Source organism: Microbispora catharanthi, from assembly GCF_006334915.2.
In the GTDB taxonomy this organism is placed as follows: Bacteria; Actinomycetota; Actinomycetes; order Streptosporangiales; family Streptosporangiaceae; genus Microbispora; species Microbispora catharanthi.
Genome location: NZ_VDMA02000002.1, coordinates 340,251 through 364,537 on the forward strand (window position 1 = coordinate 340,251; position 24,287 = coordinate 364,537).

The window sequence follows — 24,287 nt, forward strand, 5'->3', positions numbered from 1 at the left end:
ATGTGCCGTCTCAGCCGCGGCGGTTCACGAGCGGGCGCCACCAGTCCTGGTGGTCCCGGTACCAGCGCACGACGCCGGCGAGTCCCTCGTCGAAGTCCACCCGGGGCGCGTAGCCGATCGCCCGGATCTTGCCGCTGTCCAGCGCGTAGCGCCGGTCGTGCCCCGGCCTGTCGGGCACCTGCTCGACCATCTCCCATCCCGCGCCGAAGGCGTCGAGGATGCGGCGGGTGAGGTCGAGGTTGCTCAGCTCGACCCCGCCGCCGATGTTGTAGACCTCGCCGGGCTCTCCCTTGTCCAGCACGAGCTGGATGCCCCGGCAGTGGTCGTCCACGTGCAGCCACTCCCGCACGTTGCGCCCGTCGCCGTACAGGGGCACGGGCCGCCCGTCGATCAGGTTGGTGACGAACAGCGGGACGACCTTCTCCGGGTACTGGTACGGCCCGTAGTTGTTGGAGCACCGGGTCACCCGGACGTCCAGTCCGTACGTGCGGTGGTAGGCGCGGCAGAGCAGGTCGGCCCCGGCCTTGGCGGCCGAGTAGGGCGAGTTCGGCAGCAGCGGCTCCGCCTCCGTCCACGTCCCCTCGTCGATCGAGCCGTACACCTCGTCGGTGGACACCTGGACGAACGTGCGGACGTCCGCCTCCAGAGCGGCCTGCAGCAGCCGCTGCGTGCCCAGCACGTTGGTCGTCACGAAGTCGCCCGCACCGGTGATCGAGCGGTCGACGTGGGTCTCGGCGGCGAAGTTCACCACCACGTCGTGTCCGGGGACCAGCTCGCGCAGCAGCTCCGCGTCGCACACGTCGCCGTACGCGAACGTGAAGGCGGGGTCGCTCTCCACGGGGGCGAGATTGGCCGGGTTGCCGGCGTAGGTGAGCGTGTCCAGCACCGTGACCCGGGCGTCCTCATATCCGGGGTAGGCGCCCGACAGCAGCGAGCGGACGTAGTGGGAGCCGATGAAGCCGGCCGCGCCGGCGACGAGGAGCTTCATGCGCGAACCTGCACCTTGCTGTGGTCTCCGATCATGAGCTGGTAGGCGTTGGGCACCCCGGTCGCCTTCGTGACCTCCGCGTTGCGGCCGATCAGCGAGTGGGTCATGCCGCGGACGCCGCGGATGGCCGAGTCGGCGAGCACGATGCTGTAGTCCACCTCGGCGTCCTCGATCACGCAGCCCTCGCCGATCGAGGTGTACGGCCCGACGTACGACCCGATGATCTTGGTGTCGGCGCCGATCACCGCCGGGCCGCGGATGACCGAGCCCTCGACCACGGCGCCGGGGGCGATCACCACGCGCCCGCTCACCTCCGACAGCCCGTCCACGGTCCCCGCGACGTCGGGCTCGACCGCCTCCAGCACGATGCGGTTGCACTCCAGCATGTCCTGGAGGCGGCCGGTGTCGCGCCAGTAGCCGGTGACGAAGTGCGACCGCACGCGGTGCCCGGTGTCGATGAGCCACTTGATCGCGTCGGTGATCTCCAGCTCGCCCCGCGCGGACGGCCTGATCGCGCGGACGGCCTCGTGGATGGCCGGGGAGAACGTGTAGACCCCGACGATCGCCAGGTCGCTGCGCGGGTGCTCGGGCTTCTCCTCCAGCGCGACGATCTCCCCGTCCGGGCCGAGCTCGGCCACGCCGTAGAACTGCGGCTCGGCCACCCGGGTGAGCAGGATGCGGGCGTCGCACTCCTCGGCGCGGAAGGCGTCGACGAGGCCGCGGATGCCGCCGACCAGGAAGTTGTCGCCCAGGTACATGACGAACGGGTCGCCGGCCAGGAACTCCCGCGCGACGAGGACGCAGTGAGCCAGCCCGAGCGGCGCCTCCTGGGGGATGTAGGTGACGTCGAGCCCGAACGCCGAGCCGTCGCCGACGGCCTCGCGGACCTCCCGGCCCGTGTCGCCGACGATGATCCCGACGTCGGTGATGCCGGCGTCCCTGATCGCCTCCAGCCCGTAGAAGAGCACCGGCTTGTTGGCGACCGGGACGAGCTGCTTGGCCGAGGTATGGGTCAGCGGGCGCAGCCTCGTGCCCTTGCCGCCCGCCAGGACGAGTGCCTTCACCGCTGTTCGCGTCCTTCCCCGATATCCGGTGGGCGGCTCATCGCGGCTCACCGCGGAGCAGCGAGTAGAGGACCTGGTCGTGCCAGCCGCCGTCGCGCCACTGGGCTCGCCGCAGGACTCCCTCACGCACGAACCCGATCTTCTCCACCGCGCGCTGCTCGCCGATGTTGGCCACGTCGGTGAAGCACTGGAGGCGCTCGGCCCGGGTGTGCGCGAACAGGTAGTCCGCCAGCAGGCGCTGCGCCTCGGTGCCGATGCCGCGGTTGCGGAAGCCCGTGAAGACGCAGATTCCGATCGCCCAGCACCAGCACGTCGTCTCGGGTCCCCAGGCCGTCTTCCACCAGGCCACCCATCCGGCGGTGTCCCCGCCGGAGTCGATGGCCAGCCGCCCGTAGTCGTCGCCGAGCAGGCCGTTGTCCGCGAACTGACGGCGCAGTGCCCCGGAGTGGCGATATCCGTACCACTGGAATTCGCCCCGCGCCTCGGGCGTCGCCCGTTCCGCTTCGAAAACGTCGAGGTCCGCCTCGCGGACCGGCCTCAATGTGACGTCCATGATCTCCCCTCATCGGGCATGCGGGAGCCGCGCAGAGGGAACGGAATCGTCCCGCGCCTTTTCTCCCCGGCGGGGCCGCGGAATTCCGTTCGGCCGCCCGCCAGTCGCCAATGCTATGCGCGGATCCGCGCGGACCCGGCGGGCCACATTGCGAACGAGCGTGAAAGGTGCGGATCGGGTTTCTCAATATCCCGCAAATTCGGATGTGCGACATGAGGAGGCCGACAGCCGCTCATCACAATGACGCCATGACCAACGTATCCGTTGTGATCCCCTGTTACCGATCCGCCCGGACGCTGCCGGCCCTGGTGGAACGCCTTCTCGCCGTTCTGCCCGCCGCCGCGAACCTCTTCGAGGTCGTGCTCGTCGTGGACGGCTCGCCCGACGACACGTGGGAGGTGGCCCAGGGCCTCGTCGAGCGGCACGACAGCGTCCGCGCCGTGCTGCTGGCCCGCAACTACGGGCAGCACAACGCCCTGGTCGCGGGCATCCGATGCGCGCGTTACGAGGTCATGGTGACGATGGACGACGACCTGCAGCATCCGCCGGAGGAGATTCCCCGGCTCCTGGCGGGCCTGGGGCCCGACCTCGACATCGTGTACGGAGTGCCGAGCGGCGGAACCCACGGGCGAATCCGCGATTTCGCCTCCAAATCGCTGAAGTCTGGCCTTTCCGGGCGGTTCGGCGCGGAAAACGGCGCGGACATCTCCGCGTTCCGCGCCTTCCGGAGTTTCCTGCGGGAGTCGCTGGACGGCGTCGGGGGTCCGCACACGCAGATCGACATCGCCTTCTCCTGGGCGACCACCCGGGTCGGCACCGTAGAGGTGCGGATGCAGAGCCGGCTCGTCGGCCGCTCCAACTACACGCCCGCGATGCTCGTCCGCCACGCGATCGGCGTGTTCGTCGGATACAGCACGCTCCCGCTGCGCCTGGTGACCTATTTCGGCCTGCTGACCGGGGCGTTCGGCATCGTCCTGCTGACGGTCTTCCTGTGGACATACTGGTCGGGCGACAGCACGGTCAAGGGCTTCACCTCGACCGCGTCGATGATCGCGTTGTTCGCGTCCGCCCAGATGATCGCGCTGGGCATCATCGGGGAGTACCTCGGCAGGATCCACGTCGAGAGGATGGGACGCCCCACCTACATCGTCCGCACCCGGGTGGAGAGCGGTGCGGCGCAGCCGATGACGGTGACGGGCGGGCCTGAGGGGTGGAGCGCGTGAAGCGGGTCGCCATCGTGCAGTCGAACTACATCCCCTGGAAGGGGTACTTCGACCTGATCGCGCACGTCGACGAGTTCATCCTGTTCGACGACGTGCAGTACACCGACAGGGACTGGCGCAACCGCAACCTGATCAAGACGGCGGCCGGCCCGAAGTGGCTGTCGATCCCGGTACGGCGGGGCCCGCGCAGCCGCCTGATCAACGAGGTGGTCGCGAGCGACATGGAGTGGCCCCGCGCGCACTGGCTCCTGCTCGCGCAGACCTACCGCAAGGCCCCCTGCTTCGAGGAGGTCGCACCGGCGGTCGAACGGCTCTACCTCGACTGCCGGGGAGACCGGCTGTCGGACATCAACCGGCACTTCCTGGAAGGATTGCTGGGTCTGCTCGACATCCCGGCGACCCTCAGCAGCGCCGAGGACTACGGCGCGGCGGGCGCCAAGACCGAGCGTCTTGTGGACCTGTGCCGCAAGGCGGGCGCCGACGAGTACCTCACCGGCCCGGCCGCCCGCGCGTACCTGGACGAGAGTCTGTTCGACCGGGCCGGGATCGGGGTCCGGTGGTTCGACTACTCCGGCTATCCGGAGTATCCGCAGGCGCACCCGCCGTTCGACCACCACGTCAGCGTGCTCGACCTGATCTTCAACACCGGGCCTGCCGCCGCCCGATATCTCAAGAGCGCGCAGTGTCTCAAGAGCGCTCAGCGCTCCACGGCCGGGCCGGCGATCTCGTAGACGGTGAAGTCCCCGGCGCGGAACCGCGGGGCGGCGACGTCTCCGAGCCTCGCGCCGGGGACCGTGAGCCGCTCGTCCACGAACAGCCAGCGCACCCCGTAACGGTCCCGCAGCGACCGGGCCGCCTGCGCCGAGGGCGCGGCGAACAGCGCCTCGTTCGCCCGGAGCCGCTCGCGGTCCCAGAACGGCAGATACCAGAGCACCTGGCCCGGACTCCACCGGTCCAGGTTCGCCGTCGCATACGCCCATCCCTCGACGAGCATCCGCCGCTCGGTCAGCGCCGACACCCAGGCCGCCCGGCTGTCGCAGGGGCCGTCGACGCCGAGGCGGCAGTGCAGGTTCGTGGCGACGACGTCGCCGGGACGGGAATGGTCGCGCAGCCACCGTGCGGCGGTGACGACGCCCTGCGGCATCGCCTCGGCCCGCGCCCCGCGCTCGGCGTCCTCCGCCGCGACCACCGGGGCCTTGTAGGTCACCGGAAGCACCCGGGTGAACCAGGCGGCCGGCGCGGCGAACGCCGAGGTCACGGCCAGCGTGAGAGCGAACGAGCGCGGCCCGCCGCGCCGCGCGGCCACCAGCCCGACCGCGGTCAACCCCACGAAGACCAGCAGGGCGGCGTACGGCAGGGCGAGCACCCCGAGCGGCTCGCCCGCGGGCAGCGGGACCCGGACGTCGCACAGGATCCGGACGCAGTAGGCGGCGACGGCTCCGGCGCCGGCGGCGCACACCATGGACAGCGGCGACGTCCCCGACCGTCGTGTGACGACGACGAGGCCGTAGACCGAGACGATCGCCAGGTAGGGATAGGGCGCCTGCAGGAAGTAGATCTCCGACAGACCGGGATGCCCGAAGAGCAGCGCCACGCCGAGCCCGGCCAGGCCCAGGCCGAGGGACAGCACGACGGCGGGCCGCGTGAGCGTCCTGGGCCGGCTGAGCAGGCCGAGCGTCCCGCACCAGGCGACGGCTCCGGACAGGACGCACAGCAGGGTGAGCCCGCAGACCGCGGCCACGGACGCCTCGAGCGGCCCTCCGTCGCCGACCACGCCGCCCCAGGTCACCCGCATGAGGGACAGCGGGGCGACCGTCGTCCCCCCGCGCACCCCGCCGTACAGGACGAACTGGGCGTACATCAGGAAGGCGGCGCTCATGCCGACAGCCGCCAGAGCCGGGCCCGGCGGGCGGCGGCGCCGCACCGCCTCGACGACGGCCACCGCCGCCAGGCCAGCTGTCAGCAGGGGCAGGTAGGTCGCCTTGGCCCCCATGACGGCCGCCAGGAAGACCCCCAGCAGGAGCCACTCCCGCGGATTCCGCCGCCGGTTCTCCAGCAGATCGGTCAGCAGGAGGAAGACCGGGACGAACAGCAGCGCGCCGAAGGTCTGAGTCGGGCTCGACCACGACTGCACGGGCTTCCAGACCAGAGCCCCGCCCACCGAGCCGAGGTAGAGGTTGGGCGCCGCGACGAGGAAGACGGCGGCGAGGGCGATCAGCGCCGCGGCCCGCGACCCGGTCACGCGCCGGGCGGCCATGCCCAGCAGGACCACGAGCGCCGCGATCATCGGCAGCATGCCGAGGCGGAACAGCAGCACCAGCGGCTCGACGCCGGTCACCCAGCTCGCCGCGGCGTAGTGGGCGTAGACGAACCAGTGGTATGGCAGGGACTCCCCCGCGACGATCGGCATCGTCGGAGGCACGTGGTGCCGCATCTCGCCGATGAACGCCAGGTGCAGGGGCATGTCGGGGTAGGACGCCCCGAGCGCCGGCCAGGTGAGGGCCTGTGTCCGGAAGAAGTTGACGGCGCTCCAGATCACGAGATAGGCGACGACGAGGGCCAGCGACCAGGACCACCAGACCGGCGAGCGGGCCGTGGCGGGGGCGCTCCTCCAGTGCCGCCGCAGGCGGGGCACGAGGAGGAAGGCGGCGTACGTCGCGACCGGCCACGCGAGGACGAGCAGCGGCGCCCCCACGGCGCGGGCCGCGACGTAGGCGAACACCTCCAGCGCGTATCCGAGGGCCAGGCCGAGCGCGACCTCCTCGGCCCGGGAGCGGTCACCTCGGTAGAGGGCCCGGACCAGCAGCGTTCCCGGCACCGCGAGACAGGCGACGACGTAGCCGCAGAAACGGGCCATGTCGGAGACGCGGACGCCGTAGCGGCTCAGCGCGACCGCTGTCAGCGCGAGCACCACGACGGCCGGCGCCCATCTCCTCAGCGTTCGCCGCGCCGGTGCGCCGTTCGTCGGCGCGGCGTTCATCGCCGCACCGGTCATCGATTCTTCCGGGGATTCAATCGGGTTCCGGGTCCGCGGACCTCCCCCGGTCGCGCTCCTCGCGACCGAATCGAACAGCGCTTTCCCATTCGATCGGGACGGGCCCGTCGCAGGGATTTCCCGAGGCGAGGTGTCAGCCATGCGTGCGATTCTCGCGGCGGCGGCACCGCGAATTCGCCCGCGACCTCGTCCCGGGCGGAATCCTGGACATTCTTTTGCGGGTGTCCCGCTCACCGGCGGCGAATGCGGAAATCGCGGATCGCCTTTCCGGCGTCCCGCGAACCTCCGTCACGAAGGACGGTGCGCCCGCACGACCAGGGTGACTCCCGGAAGCGATTTGACGGGCAGATATCTCTCGGCCGCGACCACGGCGCCCAGACCCAGGTTGACCAGGCGCGGCACGTCCGTGACGTCGGAGCCGCTGGTGCGCTTCCTGCGCCAGGCGACGATCGGCCGCATCAGCACGTTCCAGTTCCACATGCGGTCGACGACCAGTCCGGCCCCGCGTAGCAGGGCGGTCAGCTCCTCCCGGGCGTACCTGCGGAAGTGGAAGGACGCCACGTCGTGCGCCGACCACAGCGCCATGTCGCACGGGACCGTGATCAGCGCGCGACCACCCGGCCGCAGCACGCGCACCAGCTCACGGGCGGCCGTGTGGTCGTCCTCGATGTGCTCGAGCACGTCGAACGCGAGCACGAGGTCGAAGGACTCGCCGGGCAGCGGCAGGTCGCACGCGTCGGCGTGGATCGCCCGCAGGCCCCGCCGGACGGCCAGCTCGACCGCGGTCTCGGAGTAGTCGGCCGCCAGCGCGTCCCACCCGTGCGCGACCAGCACGCGCGTGTTGCCGCCGCCCGCGGCGCCGATGTCGAGTGCCCTGCCGGGCGGGCCGAGCCGCCGCAGCTCCCGGGCGAGCATGGCGCGCCGCTCCCGGTACCACCAGTGCCGGTCCTCCAGCTCGACCGTACGGCGGATGTCAGTGGCCTCCATGGGCAGCCTTCCCTGTTGATCAGTTCTTACGGCGGGCCGGAAACGTCCAGAGTCCGTGCACGAGATAGCTCAGCGGCACGTTCACGACGATGACCACCGCCTGCGCCACCATGATCGGAACCCCGGCGAGCTCCACCAGGAGCGGAACACCCGTGACCGACGCCGCGAGAAAGCCCAGCCCGACGGCGTAGAACCGCAGGTGGCCCAGCACCCAGGACGATCCGGACACGCGGAAGACCATCAGCCGATACCACGGATAGACGACGACCGAGGCGGCGAACTGGCTGGTCACGAGCAGGATGAGGTAAGGGACCCGGTGCCCGAGCGCGGCCAGTTGGACGCCGAGGATCGCGTAGTAGACCACGGCCGACATCGCGCCGCCGCCCAGGTAGAGCACGCGCCGCCGGTCGAGCGCCACGGACAGGACCCGCCGCGCGAGATTACGGCGCGCCGCAGGCGGGCGGCCTCCGGCGTCCGTGCCGCGCCGATCGTCGAAGGGCACGGCCGGCCGGCGATCGTGACGCGGACCGGGACCAGGGCCGTGACGCCGGGTGGATCCCGGCGCGTGCCCTGACGTGGATTTCGGGGCGAACCCGGCGGCGTTCCGTCCCACTGTCAGCGCACCTCGTAGCCACGCACCACGTCGACGACACGAGCCGCGCCGGCCTCGCCGAGACCCGCGAACAGCGGCAGCCGTACGAGCCGGTCCGCGACGTTCTCGGTGACCGGGCAGCCGCCGGGGGCGGTCCTGCCGTGCCGCAGGCCGGCCGGGGAGCTGTGCAGCGGCTGGTAGTGGAACGCCGCCTGCACGCCGTGCGCCGCGAGGTGGGCGATGAACGCCTGCCGGTTGCGCAGGTCGGGCAGGAGCAGGTGATAGAGGTGCGCCGGATGCGCGCGGTCGCCGGGAACGGCCGGCTGCGCCACCCCGTTCTCGGCCGCCCAGTCCGCCAGGCCCTCGTGGTAGTCGCGCCAGACCGCCTGGCGCAGCCGCTGAATCGTGCCGAACGACTCCAGCTGGGCGGTCAGCATGGCGGCCAGGACGTCCGAGGGCAGATAGCTCGACCCGATGTCGACCCACTGGTACTTGTCGACCTGTCCCCGGAAGAACCGGCTGCGGTCCGTGCCCTTCTCCCGGATGATCTCGGCGCGGGCGGCGAGGGCGGCGTCGTTGACGAGCAGGGCGCCCCCCTCCCCGCACTGCACGTTCTTCGTCGCGTGGAAGCTCTGCGCCGCCATGCACCCGAACGACCCGAGGGGCCGCCCCCGGTAGGAGCCGCCCAGCCCGTGCGCGTTGTCCTCGATCAGGGCCAGGCCGTGGCGGCGCGCCACCGCGCCGATCGCGTCCATCTCGCAGCCCACCCCGGCGTAGTGGACGACCACCACGGCCCTGGTCCGCTCGGTGATCGCGGCCTCGATCAGGCGTTCGTCGATGTTCAGGGTGTCGGGCCTGCTGTCCACGAACACCGGCACCGCCCCGCGCAGGGCGTAGGCGTTGGCGGTCGACACGAACGTGAACGACGGCATGAGGACCTCGTCGCCGGGCCGCAGGTCCAGCAGGATCGCCGACATCTCCAGGGCGTGCGTGCACGAGGTCGTCAGCAGGGCGTGGCCGGCGCCGGTCAGTTCGCACAGGAGCCGGCCGGCCCGCTCGGTGAACGGCCCGTCCCCGCAGGTGGACCCTCGGCGTATCGCCTCAGAGAGGTAGGCGAGTTCGTTGTCCGCGACGTGGGTCCGGTTGAAGGGGACAGCCTTCAGGCTGGTTGTGCTCACCGCCGTAGTGAACAACGGCCCCGCACCCCCGCCCCGCCGCCGCCGCGCGTGGTTGGCCAATCATGGCGCAAGCCTTACGACGGGGGCGGGGGCCGGCCGGGCTACCTGGCGTTGACGACCTGCACCACCTCGTTCGAGGTGCTGGGTGCGAAGCGCACCCACGCCTCGGCCTGCGCCGTGAGACCGCCGAGGTAGACGGCGGTGATGTGGTGCTCCCCCACCGACAGCGCCGAGGTCGTGAACGTGGCGGGCGTGTCGGCGCCGGTCTGCATTCCCGAGCCGATGACGACGCCGTCGTCCTTGAAGACCACCCTTCCTGCGGGCACCAGCGTGCCGCTGCGGGGACGCACCCGCGCGGTGAACGTGACCGGGAACTTCGCCTGGGAGGGGTTCGGCGAGGAGGTCAGCTCGGTCGTGGTGGCGGGGTGGAACGGCAGCGTGACGCGGGTCGGCGGCGGGACGACCGCGTTGATCTCGTTCGCGCCGTCACCGACGTTGTCGGCCTCGGTGGTGCCCTCGATCGTGACCGTGTTGTCGAGGAGGAGGGTCCGTCCGTCGGCGACGGCGCCCTCCGCGACCTTGATCGAGCCGCGGGCCAGGACGGTGCCGCGGAAGGTGGAGTAGGTCCCGAGGGTGGCGCCCTCGGTGGCCTGCCAGAAGATGTTGTCCGCCTGTGCCCCGCCCACGAGCATGACGTTGCTGACCCTGGCCGTGGTCAGCGTGCTCGCGCGGAAGATGAAGACCGCGTCCGGGTTCCCCCCGGCGTCGATGGTGAGCGTCCCGTCGATGCGGAACGTCCCGTCCGCAGAATCGTAGACGCCCGGGGTCCTGCGGGTTCCGCCGAGCTCGGCGGGCACGGTGACGGAGGGGCCCCGATCGGAGACGTCGTCGTACGCGGCGGTCGCGTCGGCCATCACCTGCGCCGCCTCGGCGTCACCGGTGTGGATCTCCCCCTCGACCACGCCCGGCGGGAAACCGGTGACGGTGGTGCCTGGGCTCACGTCGACGTCGCCGGTGATCAGGGTCGCGTTCGCGCTGATGACCGTGCCCGCCGCCAGCACCGCCGTGTGCTCGGCGGCGCCGAGGTCGACCGGGGGCTGGTCCGCGCTCGCGCGGCCGTCCATCACGACGAGGACGCCCGCGATCAGGGCGGCGACGAGGGCCGCGTACAACCACACCGCGGTGGCGCCGCGTGGGAGAAACCGGCGGTGACCGGCGACTGCCGCCATGAGAGGACTCCTCCTTCTCGGGATCCGGCCGTGCCGCGTGATCGGCCCGGACGGGTCGATCGGCGGGACGCGGCGGCCTGCCCGCGGGTAAGCATTGGGTAAGGGACCCGGCAGGGGCGCGGCCGGACACCGGGCGGAGGCGTTTCGTTGCCCGTTCTTTGCCCGGCGCCGGCCGTTCCGTTCAGCCCTGCTGGAACACGACGTCGACCCAGTAGTTCGACGAGCGGAAGCTGCTGGCCGGGAAGGTGTCGGTGGCGCTGTAGGCGTACACCCCGTTGCCGCCCGACGCGCTGTCGGAGGGCGCGGTCAGGGGTCCGTTGCTGCGCGGCGAGGTGAAGTACGGCCTGGTCAGCGAGTAGCGCCCCGAGGTGTGGTACGAGACGACATAGGTGGTGCCCGCGGTGATGGGAACGGGATCGGGGAAGTCGACCTGCTGCCACCCGCTGGCGGTCTCGTTCGTGAAGGTCGCGGTCGCCAGTTGCGTGCCGCCGGCCGTCCACAGGCTGCCGACGTGGGTCCCGGTGTTCTGCGGGCCCTTGTAGAACCGGACGCCGGTGACCAGGCCGCCGGTCGCGGAGGTGAACTTCACGCCGAGCACCGCGTCCTGGTCGTCGGGCTGGTTGGCGACCGCGGGGGTATCGGTGTTGTCCCAGAGCGTCTGCGAGGGAGTGAACATCACGTCGACCCAGTAGTTCGACGCCCGGTAGCTGCTGGTCGGGAAGGTGTCGGTGGCGCTGTAGGCGTACACCCCGTTGCCGCCCGACGCGCTGTCGGAGGGCGCGGTCAGGGGTCCGTTGGTGTACTGCACGGCGAAGTACGGCCGGTTCATCGCGTAGAAGCCGGACGTGGTGTGGTACGACGCGATGTACGTGGTGCCGGAGCTGATGGCGACGGGGTTGGGGAAGTCCATCCGCTGCCACCCGGTGGCCGTCTCGTTCGTGAAGGTCACGGTGGCGAGCTTCTGGCCGCCGGCCGTCCATAAGCTGCCGGTGTGGGTCCCGGTGTTCTGCGGGCCCTTGTAGAACCGGATGCCCGTGATCACGCCGTCCACCGCCGGCTGGAACTTCACGCCGACCACCACGGCCTGCGGATCGTTCCGTGACGCCTGGTCGGGGGTCACGCTGTCGCTCCACAGACTGACGCTGGACACGCTCTGCACCAGTTCCGGCGATGTGCTCGGGGCGAAGTGGATGACCTCCTCGCCGTTGAAGGTGTCGCCGCCGAGGTAGACGGCCGTGATCCGGTGCTGCCCGGCGGCGAGGCTCGACGTGGTGAGCCTGGCGGGATGCCCGTCGTCGTGGTAGTCGGTGCCGATGACCGTCGTCCCGTCCTTGAACGCCACGTAGCCCGCGGGGACGATCGACCCGGACTGCGCCTGGACGTTGGCCGTGAAGGTCACCGCGTCACCCGTGTCGGACGGGTTGAGCGAGGAGGTCAGGGTCGTGGTCGTGGGCGGGTTGTTCGGCACCGTCACGCGGGTGGCCGGGGGGCTCGTGGTGCCCTGCAGGCCGATCGTGTTGTTGAGCGAGAACAGCCGTCCGTACACCGCGGCGCCCGAGCTCACCGACACCGCGCCGGAGGCGAGTACGTTCCCGCGGAAGGTGCAGAACGTGCCCAGCGACGCGGTGCCCGTGAGCTGCCAGTACACGTTGTCTTCCTGGGCGCCGTTGATCAGGGCGATGTTGCTCACCCCGGCGGCGGTGAGGGTGGAGCCCCGGAAGACGAAGACGGCGCCGGGGTCGGCCTGCGCGTCGAGCGTGAGCGTGCCGTTGATCGTGAAGGGGCCGCTGCTGGAGTCGTAGACGCCGGGGGTCCTGGTCGTCCCGCCGAGGGCGGGCGGGATCGTGGCGTCCGAGGACATGGCGGCGATGGCGTTGTACGCGTCGACCACGTCGGCCTTCGCACCCGCGGCGGCGGCGCCGGTCCGGATGGAGCCGCTCACGGTGCCCGGCGGGAAGCCGGTCACCGTGGTCCCCGGGCTCACCCCGAGGTCTCCGGTGATCGAGGTGAGGTTCGTGTTCGTCACCGACGTCCCCGCCAGCACCGCGTAGGTGTCGGCGTCGCCGACGGTCAGGGACGGGTCGGCGCTCGCGCCTCCGGGGATCGCGACCCCCAGTGCGAGGACGGCGAGCAGAGCCGTGAGGGTGGCCGAGAGGCGGCGCCGGACGGTTCCGCCGCGGCGTCCGCCACCCGTCTTCCGCGGGGCGGGCTCCCGCCCGCGTTTCATCGCGTTGCCATTCATTTTCCGACCTTTCTCGCGTAACCGGACGAATGCCACATAACCATGCGCGTCGCAGCGGACTTTCTATGCGAATCGACTCGCGGAGCCGACAGATGCGATGCGCAAACGATGACGCGAAGAAGGCCGTCACGGAATGGGTGATTGCCTCGCCGATGAAGAGGATCTATGCGCGGGCGAAAAAGATCTACGAAATGCCCGCTCGGGTTGGATAGTACTCCAGGGCCTTCGGAGTTTCCATACGGTGCGCTCCCTTTGCTGCGTCCGCCTCGCCTTTCATCGCATTTCCAGATAAGCGAATCGCCTTTTCCGCCCTCGACGTTCCGACGGGCCGAGCGGGAGCGCCGCCCGGCCCCGGACGGTCAGGACAGGACGGTGAACGGACGGCAGTTGCCCGGCCAGGCGGGGACACCGCCGGTGCCCGGCGCCGGGAAGACCGTGCACCGGGTCTGCGCCACCCGATCCGCGGCGGCCACGGTCACGTACAGGTCGTTGCCCGTGCCCGCGAGCTCGGCGTCCACCGAGACGGCCAGCACGCCGCCGGGGTAGCCCGCGACGTGGGACAGGTCGTACCAGGTGTTCGTACGGGGATCCCGGACCAGGGTCCTGCCGTCACCGGGGACGCGGCCGAGGAACGTCAGGAGCGAGCCTGGATTGCCGACGAACGAGCTCGAGTCCACGCTCGTCGTGGGGCCGGCGGGCCCCGCGGGGCCGGGCGGCCCGGCCTGTCCCGCCGGTCCGGCCGGTCCCTGAGGTCCTGCGGGACCCGCGGGCCCGGGTGGTCCTTCCGGCCCGGTCTTTCCCTCGGGTCCTTCCGGTCCTGCGGGTCCGGCCTTTCCCTCCGGTCCTTCCGGACCTCTCTGCCCTTCCGGCCCGGGTGGCCCCTGCGGCCCCCGCTCGCCGGTCTCCCCCGCCGGCCCGGCCGGGCCCGCGGCTCCCCGCTCGCCGGACGAGCCGAACGGCACGAACGGACCGGCAGGCCCGCCGGCTCCGGACAGCCAGGGCGGCGCGGACATGAAGGGCCCGGCGACTCCACTCGATTCGCGGGGCCCGCCGTCGTCGTCCCCCAGAGGTACGGCTGCCGCGGGGCCGGCCGGCCGCACCGGCGCGGCGGCCTTCGTCGCCCCCGGCGGCGCTGACGGCGGAGCGGCGGCGACGCCTTCTCCGGCCTCGTCGTCCCACGGCCAGGGCGGCGCGGCGAACGTGTCGGTGGTCCCTCCCCGTGCGCCCCGCCCGCCCGTCGCGCGTGCGCCCCGCGGCGCGCACGACCGCTTCTTCGCCTTCTTCGCGCCGCGGTTCGCCGACCCGTGCGGACGCCCGGACCCGGGACCGCATTCCGTGTCCGCCTTCGGCCCTCGCGGGCCGTGGCCGAGGGTCGCGGACGCGGTCACGCTCGCCGTGACGCCCGCGCCGGCCGGAGCGGACAGCGCCATGACTCCGCCGGCGACCACCCCGGCGACCACCGTGGCGACCACCGTGGCGACGGCACGGCGCAGTGCGCCCGTCCCGCCGGGCGACCGCCACGTCGCCCCACTTTCCCGAGGATTCACGCGAACCCGTCCTTCCAGTGAGAAATCCAGCTTCTGATGCCCACTCCCGGGCCGGCGCGAAATCCCGGCGGAATCTTTTCCCGGGTAAACCGCCACGCGGGTGTTCCGGCCGCCGGACGGCCGGGGCGCGCCGATTTCACACGCATCCCTCGCCCCGCTCTTTGACGGCGGTTTACCCGGCCCCGCGCCGGCGGCGCGCACAGAGCGCGCGAAATGCGAAACGGCATCCGCCCTGCAGGGAACTCTCCGCTTCTGCGCATGTCGCCGGGCGAAATTCGGTCACCGCTATCCTTCGCTAGCCGTCCTCAGCTTAAGGCGTTCCGTCGCGCGAACCAGAGGTTGTACATGCCAGGCGAATGGAAAACAATCGGCGCTGCCCGGAAAACAGGATTTCCCCGCACCGCGCGTATCTTCGGCACCGTCATGACGGCCGCGACCGTCCTGCTCGCCACAGCCTGGGCGCCGGTGTCCGCCGAAGACTCCGCCGAAGACCTGGGCCAGAGCGATGTGAAGATCGTAGGCACGCACCCCTCCGGCTCGCCGCAGGGCACGCCCACGCCCGACGCCAAGGTTTCCCCGCAGCACACCACAGACGCCACCACGAGCGGCCCCACGCGGGCCCCGCGCCTCGGCGGCTGGCGGCGCCTGCGTCTCGGCCACGGCCGGGCATCCCGTCAGACGTGCCCGCCGGGGTCGATCATCTGCGTCGAGAACAGCCTGCCGGGCAGTCCGCCCTCCGAGTGGGACGTGCCCGGTGCGGGCAGCCCGACGATCACCGGCTACGCCACCCAGATGAGCGTCAACGCGGGACAGACCCAGCAGTTCAAGGTGAACGCCCCCTCGATCACCTCCTACCGGATCGACATCTACCGGGTCGGTTACTACAGCGGCCTGGGCGCGCGGAAGATCGCCACCGTCAACCCCTCGGTCCCGCTGCCGCAGTCGCAGCCGGCCTGCCTCAACGACACGGCGACGGGACTGGTCGACTGCGACAACTGGAGCGTCTCGGCGTCCTGGGCCGTCCCGGCCGACGCCGTCTCCGGCGTCTACCTCGCGAACTTCGTCCGTACGGACGGCACAAGCGGCGTCAGCCAGAACATCTTCGTCGTCAGGAACGACGCGCGTAATTCCGACATCCTCGTGCAGACCTCCGACGCGACCTGGCAGGCGTACAACACCTACGGCGGCAACAGCCTGTACAAGGGCCTGCCCGTGGGCCGCGCCTTCAAGGTCAGCTACAACCGCCCGGTCATCACCCGCGCCGGATGGCCGGAGACCTATTTCTTCAACGCCGAATACCCGATGATCAGATGGCTGGAGTCCAACAGCTACGACGTGAGCTACACCAGCAGCGTCGACACGGTGACCAGCGGCTCCCAACTGCTCAACCACAAGGTGTTCTTCTCCTCGGGGCACGCGGAGTACTGGTCGTCGGAGATGCGCGACAACGTCGTCAACGCCAAGAACAAGGGCGTGAGCATCGCCTTTTTCACCGGCAACGAGATGTTCTGGAAGACGAGGTGGGAAAGCAGCATCGCCCCCTCGGCGACCCCGAACCGGACGCTGGTCTGCTACAAGGAGACCGTCGCCAACATGAAGATCGACCCGAGTCCCACCTGGACCGGGACCTGGCGGGATCCGCGATTCGCCCAGCCGCCCAACGGCGGTTATCCGGAGAACGCCCTGACCGGGACGCTCTTCATGATCAACGGCAACGTCAACAACGCGATCACCGTTCCGGCGGAGTACGCCCCGATGCGCCTGTGGCGCAACACCTCGGTCGCGAACCTGCAGCCCGGGCAGGTCGCCACGTTCCCCAACGGGACGCTCGGCTACGAGTGGGACGAGGCGCCCGACAACGACTTCGCTCCGGCGGGGCTGGTGCTGCTCTCCCGCACCACTCTGGCCAGCCCCAACAAGTTCCTGCTCGACTTCGGCGCGACGTACGGCGCCGGGGTCGCCACGCACAGCCTCGTCCTCTACCGCGACCCGAGCGGCGCGTACGTCTTCGGCGCGGGGACCATCCAGTGGTCGTGGGGGCTGGACGCCGTCCACGACCGGCCGGGCACGCCGACCGACATCCGGATGCAGCAGGCGACCGTCAACCTGCTCGCCGACATGCGGGTGCAGCCGGCCACCCTGCAGGCGGGTCTGGTGCCGGCCACGCCGTCGGCCGACACCTCTCCCCCGACCTCGACGATCACCACCCCGTCGAGCGGCGCCTCGGTGCCGGGCGGCACCACCGTGACGATCTCGGGGACCGCCTCCGACACCGGAGGCGGCGTCGTGGCGGGCGTCGAGGTGTCGGTCGACGGCGGCACCACGTGGCATCGGGCGACCGGCCGGACCAACTGGCAGTACGCGTGGACGACGACCAGCAACCAGGGCCCGGTCACGATCCAGTCCCGTGCCGTCGACGACATCGGCAACGTCCAGCGCACCCCGGCCAGCAGGTCGGCGACCGTCAACGCGGGATGCCCGTGCTCCATCTGGTCCCCGGACACCGTGCCCGCCACCATCACCAAGGACGACAGGCAGCCCGTCGAGCTCGGCGTCCGGTTCCGCGTGCGGACCCCCGGCTACATCTCCGGGATCAGGTTCTACAAGGGACCGCTGAACACGGGGACGCACGTCGGCAGCCTGTGGACCAACACCGGTCAGTTGCTGGCGCAGGCGACCTTCACCGACGAGACGGCGAGCGGGTGGCAGCAGGTCAGCTTCTCGACGCCCGTGCCGGTGAACAACGACGTCACCTACGTCGCCTCTTATCACACCAACACCGGGAACTACTCCGTCAACCGGGACTACTTCGTCACGCAGTACTCCAACGGCCTCATCACCGGACTGGCGGACGGCGCCGACGGCGGCAACGGGCTCTACACCTACAGCAAGACGAGCACGTTCCCGACCAGCACCTACCGGGCCAGCAACGCATGGGTCGACGTGGTCTACTCGCAGGCGACCACGCTGTGGGACGAGTCGGCGACGCCGGACGTCATCGCCCAGCCCGACAACAAGGCGGTCACGCTCGGCGTCAAGTTCCAGTCCTCCGTCTCGGGCGCCATCCGGGGGATCCGGTTCTACAAGAGCACCCAGAACACGGGTGTCCACGTCGGCAGCCTGTGGACGACCGACGGCCAGCTGCTGGCGAGCGTGACGTTCACCAACGAGACGCCGTCCGGGTGGCAGCAGGCCCTCTTCTCCACACCCGTGAACGTCACGCCGGGCACCACCTACATCGCGTCGTACTTCACCCCGACGGGGTTCTACGCGCTGAACCGGGACTATTTCACCACCCAGTACAGCCGCGGCCCGCTCACCGCTCCGTCCAGCACCGCGTCCGGGGGCAACGGCGTCTACACCTACGCCGGGACGAACACGTTCCCGACCGCCACCTACCGGGCCTCCAACTACTGGGTGGACGTGCTGTTCGACCCCGCCCAGATACAGGCCGCCGCCCGCCGGGCCCTGCGCTACGGAGTGGACCGGGCGTACGGGAACCCGGGGCCGCAGTCGGTTCCGCACTCGCTTCCGCACTCGCTTCCGGGGCGACGGCCCGCGGCGCCGTACGCACCGGCACCGCTCGCCCGCAGGATCGGCCGGCCGCAGCACGGCACCGCGCGGGCGCCGATGCTGGAGAGGCTCCCGTATCTGGTCTCCGGTCCGGTGAAGGACAGGAAAGGTCACAGGGCCCGCCCGCGATCGATCACCCGATCACGGTGACCCGTACCAGTCCTCGATGCGGGCCGCCACAAGCGGCCAGTCGAGGCCGGCGACGGCCGCCCTGGCGCGCCCGGTCATCCGGGCGCGGGCCTCGTCCCCGTCCAGCACCGAGAGCAGGCAGGTGAGGAGGTCGTCGGCCGATCCGCTGCGGAAGACGCGGTAGGCCTCGCGGTCGGCCACCACCGGGTCCAGCGTGGCGTCGGAGGAGACGACGACCGCGGTGCCCAGGGCGAGCGCCTCCAGCGCGGCCGTGGGCACCCCCTCCCCGAGGGAGGAGAGCCTGCGTGAGGAGAGCACGAACACCTGCGCCCGGCTCACCAGCGCGTAGACCTCGTCGCCCGGAAGATGCCCGGTGAACTCCACGCCCGGTTCCGGGCCTGCGAGACGCTCGAGGCGGGCGCGCTCGGGTCCCTCGCCGACGATGACGAGGCGCACCCCGGGCCGTGCGGCCCGCAGCCGGCGGAACGCCTCGATCGTCAGGGCGTGGTTCTTCACCGGGACGAGGCTGCCCACGCTGACGATCAGTCCGGGCTCCGGGGTGGCCCGCGACCGGAACGCCTCGAGCCGGGGCAGGTCCACCCCGCTGGAGATCGTGAGGATCGCGTGCGCCGGCACGCCGGCTCTGCGCAGGTCGGCTGTGGGCCGGGTGCCCAGCGCGGTGAACCCGGCGACGTGGCGGAAGGCCCACGGCATGATCGCCCGATGCCGCATCGCCAGCGCGCCGTGCACGGTGACCAGCAGCGGCACCCCCAGCCTCCGGGCGACCGGGCCGAGGAAGAGCGCCTCACGGTGGTCCCCGTGCAGGTGCACGACGTCCAGCGGCCCCAGGCGCGGGAGCGCGCGGGCGCAGTCCATGGCGAACGCGAGGGGGTCCGACCTTCTGGCGACGGCGCGGGTCACGCGGCTACGCGCCGGCGTCACCGCCGCGACGCCCGGTGGGACCCCTCCGTGCCGGAGGGCCACCAGCACCCGGTGCCCCCGGAGCGCCTGCTCCTGGGCGACACGCGCGGTGTGGCGTTCCTTGCCTCCCGGCTCCGGAGGCATCCGGTATGAGATATGGAGAATCCTCACGTCATCCTCTCCGATGGATTCCGCGCCCGCCCTCGGCGTGCGCGGGTCGGCTCCTACGCGGATCCGCGCGCGCTCACCGGATCGCGGGCCGCACGCCCGCGCCCGCGCAGCGAGGCCGCGACCCACCGCACATCGGCGGCGCGCGGCAGCAGATCCCCCGCGCCGAGTCCGGCGACCCTGGCGAACCACCCGACCTCCACCGCGGCCATGGCGCCGTAGCTCAGGGTCGAGGCGAGGGCCGCCCCGGCCGCTCCCCACAGCGGTATGAGCACGGTGTTCAGCGCGACGTTCGCCGCGAGGGCGCACACGGCGACGGCGGTCATCGTCATCGGACGGCCCAGCCGCACCAGGTACTGCTCCACCGGCCGCAGCAGAGACCAGGCCACCGTGCCCGGGGCGAGGGCGAGCAGCGGCGTGAGGCTCCCCGAGAACGCCGCGCCGTACAGGGTGGGGATCAGCAGGGGCGAGACGCACGCCAGCGAGCAGACGACGGCCGACCCGAGCATGAGGTTGAGCCGGACGGTCCGGGCCGTGACGGCCCGGGCCTCGGCCTCGTCCCTGACCGCCTGGCGGGCGACCACGACCTGCGCCAGCGCGTCGGTGGGCACCCTCGACAGGGACAGGAACGAGGTCGCGACGGTATACAGGCCCACCTCGGCCGGCGTCACCCAGACGTTCAGGAGCAGCACGTCGACGGTGAGCAGGAGATGAAACGCGACCGCGCCCAGGTGGTAGCGGCCCGACAGCGCGAGCTGGCGGCGGGCGAGCGCCGCCTCCCCTCGCGCCGGCAGCCCGAGCGGCCGGACGTACAACGCGAAGGGGAGGATCGTGGAGACGGCCCAGCAGGCGACCACCGCCGTCAGCGTGAGCGTCCCCGTGACCGCGAGCAGCAGGATCGGGACGTACAGCACCACGGCGGACAGCACGGTGGCCCTGTTGGCCAGGCCGACCCGGGACTGGAGCAGCAGGACGCCCTTCAGGTTGAGCGCCGCGACACCGAACGGCACGGCGAGCAGGGCCATGACCATGAGCTGGGGGGCGACCGGCAGACCCATGACGGTCACCACGCAGAAGGTCGCCGCCCCGGCGGCGGCACCGAGGACCAGCCCGAGGACCATGGCGTTGCCGACGAGAGTCCGATGGCGGTCGAGGACCGGCCACAGCGCCGTCTGCGACCTCCCGACCGACAGGTGGCCCACGACCGTGGCGATCCCCGCGGTCGTGGTGACGGTCGCGTAGACGCCCCGCCCCTCAGGCTGCAGGCCGCGGGCGAGGAAGACGCCCGCCACGGCGGCCATGGCCAGCGGGAACGCCTGGCTGGCCATGGTCTGCAGGAAACTCCGCACGTCCTAGCTCCGCCGGCGAGCCGTGAGCAGCCGCTGGTACAGGTCGAGGTGTTCGTCGGCCACGGTCTCGATGTCGAGGTTCTTCCACGCCCAGGCGCGGGCCGACGCGCCCAGCGAGGCCGCGAGCACCGGGTCGTCGACCAGCCGGGCGATGCCGTCCGCCAGGGCGCGCGGCGCCCGGGAGGGCACCAGGACGCCCCGGTCCCGCAGCAGCTCGGGGGTGCCTCCGACCTCGGTGGCGACGATCGGCCTGCCCGCCGCCATCGCCTCCATGACCGCGTTGCTCAGGCCCTCCGCCGTCGAGGGCAGGGCCACCACGTCGGCGCGGGCCAGCAGTCCCGCGGTGTCCTGGCGGAAACCGAGGAATCGGACGTCGACCCCCGCCTCGGCGGCCTGCCGCTCGAGCCGCTCGCGCTCCGGGCCGTCCCCGGCGAGCACGAACGTGCAGGGGCGGCCCCGGCGGGCGAGGAGCGCGGCGGCCTCGACGAGGAAACGCTGCCCCTTGTTCTCGCTCAGGCGGGCCACGCACAGGACCACGGGCAGCGCGGTGTCGACGGGCTCGGGCGCGGCCCGATCGAAGGCCGAGGGCGGAAGCCCGTTGTAGATCACACTCACCTTGCGGCCCGCAACGGCCTCGACCTCGCGCGTGCCCTGGGCGATCACCGCCGAGTTGGCCACGATGTGGTCGGTCATCCGGTTCACCACCCGCTCGATCGCCGCCGTCCACGGCTTCTTCGGCCGCAGGTAGCCCTGGGTGCGCCGGGCGGTGACGACCACAGGCACCCGCGCCAGCCGGGCCGCGGGAGTCCCCAGGAGGTAGCACTCCCACAGGTAGCCGTGCAGGACCTCGGGACGGAGGTCCCGCAGCAGCCCGACCAGGCGGGCGAACGCCCGCACGTTGCCGGGCGGCGGGACGACGCCCCTCGGATTGCGGGAGAAGCCCAGGCGGTGCACGTCGATCCCGGCCGCGCGCAGGTCCTCGGCGTGCGGGCCGCCCCTGGACATGACGAACACGTGGACCTCTACTCCCCTGTCCCGCAGCCGCTCCGCGAGCAGGCACAGTTGCCGCTGGGCGCCTCCGAGGCCGAGGTGCCCGATGAAGAGCACGACGCGCCGCACTTTGCCTTCGTCTGTCGGTGGCATCGGACGACCTCACGTTCCGCGTACGAGTGAGCCGGAGGCTTCGGGATCGGCGGCGCGCTCCTCCGGTGGCCCGCCGTAGGTCGGCGTCCTGGTCCACGCGATCGCCGACAGCAGGCTCGTCACCATCACGATCGGGATGCGCTGCCGGAACATCAGGCCGATGTTCGACATGGTCGTCGCGTACGCGATGGAGGCGGGGACCAGGAACAGCAGCAGGATCAGGAGCGTCCTGCGGTCGTGGCGCCACAGGCGGCGCGCGCCCTGGACGGCGCAGAAGAGCAGCCAGTACCAGATCAGCGTGTCGATCTTGCCGAGCTGGAGCGCCATGCTCCCGCTCGCCCACGGGAAGGGCGACAGCAGCGTGTAGGCGAGCTTCGGTCCCAGGTCGCTCCACGCGTTGCCGCCGTCGTCGAAGACGACGCCCGACCCGCCCTCGGCGTTCGCCAGCCGGGTGTGCTGCGACTGCCCGCGGTCGAGTTGCGCCTGCATCGTGCCGAGCGGCCCGTCGCTCTGGTCGACGCCCTGCAGCAGGACGAGGACCGGGATCAGCACGACGGCGAAGACGACGAGGCTCCGGCCCGACAGCGCGCGTCTGACCCGGAAGACCCCGGCGAGCAGCGGCAGGCTGCACATGAACACCATGTAGGGGCGCACGTTCCACAGCGCCCAGAGCAGCGGGCCGAGCGCGACGACCTTGAGCGGGTCGAAGCGCCGCAGGTTGGACACGGCGAGGCCCAGGCACGCCACCACGAGGAACGCGTTGAAGCCGTCCTTGAACATGTCGGAGGTGTGCAGCAGGAACCCCGGCAGGAACGCCGTGAGCACGAGGAGCCGGAACGCCGCCCGCTCGTCGGCGCCGAGGAGCCGGGCGAACCTGTACAGGACGACGCACAGCGCGCAGCCGAGCAACGCCACGACCGCGGTGCAGGCCAGGGGCGCCTTCCCGCCGCACAGGTACATGATCAGCGCGAAGACGTGGCACGGGACCGCCACACCGTAGACCGAGCCCAGTTCGTCGGAGGTGACGTAGTGCACGCCGTTCCGGTGCCACAGCTCGACGATGCCGAGCGCTCTCGCCTCGTAGGAGTAGTTGTCACCGCCGTATCCGAGGCCCGACCGCATCAGCAGGACGTGGACGGCCAGCCGCAGGGCGAAGGCGGCAAGCAGCACGGGGAGCGCCCGCCAGGCCACCTGCGGCTTGAGGCCGGCGTGCACGACGACGACGAGCAGCACCGCGGCGGCGATGACGACGATGTACTCCACCGGCGTCACCTCGCGTCCCTCGGACACGCCTCGGCGTACAGCGCGTCGAACCACTCCGCGGCCCGCCTGATGTCCACCAGGTCGGCGCTCTCCCGGGCGCCCGCCCTGAGCCGGGCCAGCGTGCCGGGCCGCATCGCCCGCAGGATGCCCTCGGCGAGCGCGTCCGCGCTGCCCGGCGGGGTGAGGATGCCGTTGCGCCCGGTCTCGATCAGGTCGGGCACGCCCCCGACGGCGGTGGAGACCACGGGGACCCCGGCGGCCAGGGCCTCCATGACGACGACCGGCAGCCCCTCCCAGGAGGAGCTGAGGACGAGCAGGTCGGCGGCGGCGATCAGCCCGGCCGCGTCGGACACGTGGCCGGCGATCCGGACCGCGGCGTCGAGCCCGAGCGCCGCGATGCGGCGGCCCGTCGGCTCCAGTTCCGGGCCCGACCCGGCGAGCAGGAACACGGCGCGCGGCTCGGCCGCGACGACCCTGGCGGCGGCGTCGACCAGCAGCCCGTGGTTCTTCTGCGGCCGGAAGTTGGCGACGTTCACGACGAGGAAGGCGTCGTCGGGGACACCCCACTTCCGACGGGTGACGGCGGCCAGCGCGGCCCTGTTCCGCTGCTCCGCCACGCGCACCCCGTGCACGCAGGTGGCCGGGGCGCGACCGCGCCTGCCGGTACGCGCCCTGGCGACCTGGGGCGAGACCGCCACGGTCCGGCTGTCCAGCCATCCGGTCAGCCGGTCGAGCAGCATGGTCACCGGTCGGTAGCGCACGTTGTGCACCGTCGAGACCAGGACCGGCCGGGGCCGCCACAACCGGGACACCGGCCGCAGCAGCGCCCCCGGCAGCGGCGAGTGCAGGTTGACGACGTCCGGCCGAAGGCGCCTGACCTCGTGGAGCAGGCGCGCGAGCCGCAGCGGCCGTGGGCGGGCGGTGAGGTCGACGACCTCGATCCCCGCCGACCTGAGCCGCCCGGTCAGCTCGGAGGTGGAGGCGCTCAGGCACACGACCGTGTAGCGGTGCGCCTGCCTCGAGGCGGCCAGCAACCGCTCCACGAGGAGCACCTCCGCGCCTCCGACGTCGAGCGTCTTGATCACTTCACAGACATGGACACCGCGCATCGCGCTCGATCCCCTCGAAAGGCGTTCCATCGGG

General features: G+C 71.6%; 18 protein-coding genes. 3 read left to right on the top strand and 15 right to left on the bottom strand.

The window, feature by feature from the left end; translation table 11 throughout:
• Positions 1-10: 10 nt before the first annotated feature.
• Genes rfbB through FH610_RS04755 form a run of 3 tightly spaced genes read right to left on the bottom strand, consistent with a single transcriptional unit; the run spans position 11 to position 2,605 of the window.
• Complete coding sequence (rfbB, locus tag FH610_RS04745) at positions 11-988, bottom strand: dTDP-glucose 4,6-dehydratase (RefSeq protein ID WP_139573017.1); 978 nt, start codon at positions 986-988, stop codon at positions 11-13.
• Positions 985-2,052, bottom strand: coding sequence for a glucose-1-phosphate thymidylyltransferase (locus FH610_RS04750; protein ID WP_139573018.1), 1,068 nt, complete (start codon positions 2,050-2,052; stop codon positions 985-987). Before FH610_RS04750 ends, rfbB begins: the two co-directional genes overlap by 4 nt.
• A gap of 37 nt (positions 2,053-2,089) precedes the next feature.
• Entirely contained in the window at positions 2,090-2,605 is a 516-nt protein-coding gene (locus FH610_RS04755; RefSeq protein ID WP_139573019.1) for a GNAT family N-acetyltransferase, read from the bottom strand.
• A 248-nt stretch (positions 2,606-2,853) separates the two neighbouring features.
• Between FH610_RS04755 and FH610_RS04760 the strand changes: the two genes are divergently transcribed.
• Both FH610_RS04760 and FH610_RS04765 read left to right on the top strand, forming a co-directional pair.
• Positions 2,854-3,828 (top strand): glycosyltransferase family 2 protein, encoded by a 975-nt coding sequence (locus tag FH610_RS04760; protein WP_139573020.1) that lies wholly within the window; start codon positions 2,854-2,856, stop codon positions 3,826-3,828.
• Positions 3,825-4,559: a WbqC family protein gene (locus tag FH610_RS04765; RefSeq protein WP_139573021.1), complete on the top strand. Its 735-nt coding sequence runs from the start codon at positions 3,825-3,827 to the stop codon at positions 4,557-4,559. The genes FH610_RS04760 and FH610_RS04765 overlap by 4 nt, the downstream gene beginning before the upstream one ends.
• On the opposite strand, the gene FH610_RS04770 is transcribed toward FH610_RS04765, so the two are convergent.
• The 7 genes from FH610_RS04770 to FH610_RS04800 all read right to left on the bottom strand — a co-directional run bounded on the left by FH610_RS04770 (position 4,526) and on the right by FH610_RS04800 (position 14,598).
• Positions 4,526-6,823, bottom strand: a complete 2,298-nt coding sequence (locus FH610_RS04770; protein WP_139573022.1) for a hypothetical protein — start codon at positions 6,821-6,823, stop codon at positions 4,526-4,528. The two genes, FH610_RS04765 and FH610_RS04770, sit on opposite strands and share 34 nt — an antisense overlap.
• A gap of 288 nt (positions 6,824-7,111) precedes the next feature.
• Complete coding sequence (locus tag FH610_RS04775; RefSeq protein WP_139573023.1) at positions 7,112-7,810, bottom strand: class I SAM-dependent methyltransferase; 699 nt, start codon at positions 7,808-7,810, stop codon at positions 7,112-7,114.
• Positions 7,811-7,829: 19 nt separating this feature from the next.
• Positions 7,830-8,312: a GtrA family protein gene (locus FH610_RS04780; RefSeq protein ID WP_139573024.1), complete on the bottom strand. Its 483-nt coding sequence runs from the start codon at positions 8,310-8,312 to the stop codon at positions 7,830-7,832.
• Between the two features lie 113 nt (positions 8,313-8,425).
• Positions 8,426-9,580, bottom strand: a complete 1,155-nt coding sequence (gene rffA / locus FH610_RS04785) for a dTDP-4-amino-4,6-dideoxygalactose transaminase (RefSeq protein WP_240808765.1) — start codon at positions 9,578-9,580, stop codon at positions 8,426-8,428.
• Between the two features lie 101 nt (positions 9,581-9,681).
• Positions 9,682-10,809 (bottom strand): ice-binding family protein, encoded by a 1,128-nt coding sequence (locus FH610_RS04790; RefSeq protein ID WP_139573025.1) that lies wholly within the window; start codon positions 10,807-10,809, stop codon positions 9,682-9,684.
• A gap of 181 nt (positions 10,810-10,990) precedes the next feature.
• A complete protein-coding gene (locus FH610_RS04795; protein WP_139573026.1) occupies positions 10,991-13,051 on the bottom strand; it encodes a DUF4082 domain-containing protein in 2,061 nt (686 codons plus the stop codon).
• Positions 13,052-13,410: 359 nt separating this feature from the next.
• Positions 13,411-14,598: a hypothetical protein gene (locus FH610_RS04800; protein WP_205825555.1), complete on the bottom strand. Its 1,188-nt coding sequence runs from the start codon at positions 14,596-14,598 to the stop codon at positions 13,411-13,413.
• A 423-nt stretch (positions 14,599-15,021) separates the two neighbouring features.
• Here FH610_RS04800 and FH610_RS04805 point away from each other — a divergent pair, with 423 nt between their 5' ends.
• Positions 15,022-18,321 carry a DUF4082 domain-containing protein gene (locus FH610_RS04805; RefSeq protein ID WP_240808766.1) on the top strand — a complete coding sequence of 1,100 codons (3,300 nt, stop codon included), beginning with the start codon at positions 15,022-15,024 and terminating at the stop codon, positions 18,319-18,321.
• On the opposite strand, the gene FH610_RS04810 is transcribed toward FH610_RS04805, so the two are convergent.
• The 5 genes from FH610_RS04810 to FH610_RS04830 are packed head-to-tail and all read right to left on the bottom strand — an operon-like array spanning position 18,313 to position 24,253.
• Complete coding sequence (locus tag FH610_RS04810) at positions 18,313-19,392, bottom strand: glycosyltransferase family 4 protein (RefSeq protein ID WP_139573028.1); 1,080 nt, start codon at positions 19,390-19,392, stop codon at positions 18,313-18,315. The two genes, FH610_RS04805 and FH610_RS04810, sit on opposite strands and share 9 nt — an antisense overlap.
• Positions 19,393-19,445: 53 nt before the next feature.
• A complete protein-coding gene (locus tag FH610_RS04815; protein ID WP_139573029.1) occupies positions 19,446-20,738 on the bottom strand; it encodes a lipopolysaccharide biosynthesis protein in 1,293 nt (430 codons plus the stop codon).
• 3 nt (positions 20,739-20,741) lie between these two features.
• Positions 20,742-21,881 (bottom strand): glycosyltransferase, encoded by a 1,140-nt coding sequence (locus tag FH610_RS04820; RefSeq protein WP_139573030.1) that lies wholly within the window; start codon positions 21,879-21,881, stop codon positions 20,742-20,744.
• A gap of 9 nt (positions 21,882-21,890) precedes the next feature.
• On the bottom strand, positions 21,891-23,171 hold the full coding sequence (locus tag FH610_RS04825; RefSeq protein ID WP_161627913.1) for a hypothetical protein: 1,281 nt from the start codon (positions 23,169-23,171) through the stop codon (positions 21,891-21,893).
• Positions 23,150-24,253, bottom strand: coding sequence for a glycosyltransferase (locus tag FH610_RS04830; RefSeq protein WP_161627914.1), 1,104 nt, complete (start codon positions 24,251-24,253; stop codon positions 23,150-23,152). The genes FH610_RS04825 and FH610_RS04830 overlap by 22 nt, the downstream gene beginning before the upstream one ends.
• Between the last annotated feature and the right edge of the window lie 34 nt (positions 24,254-24,287).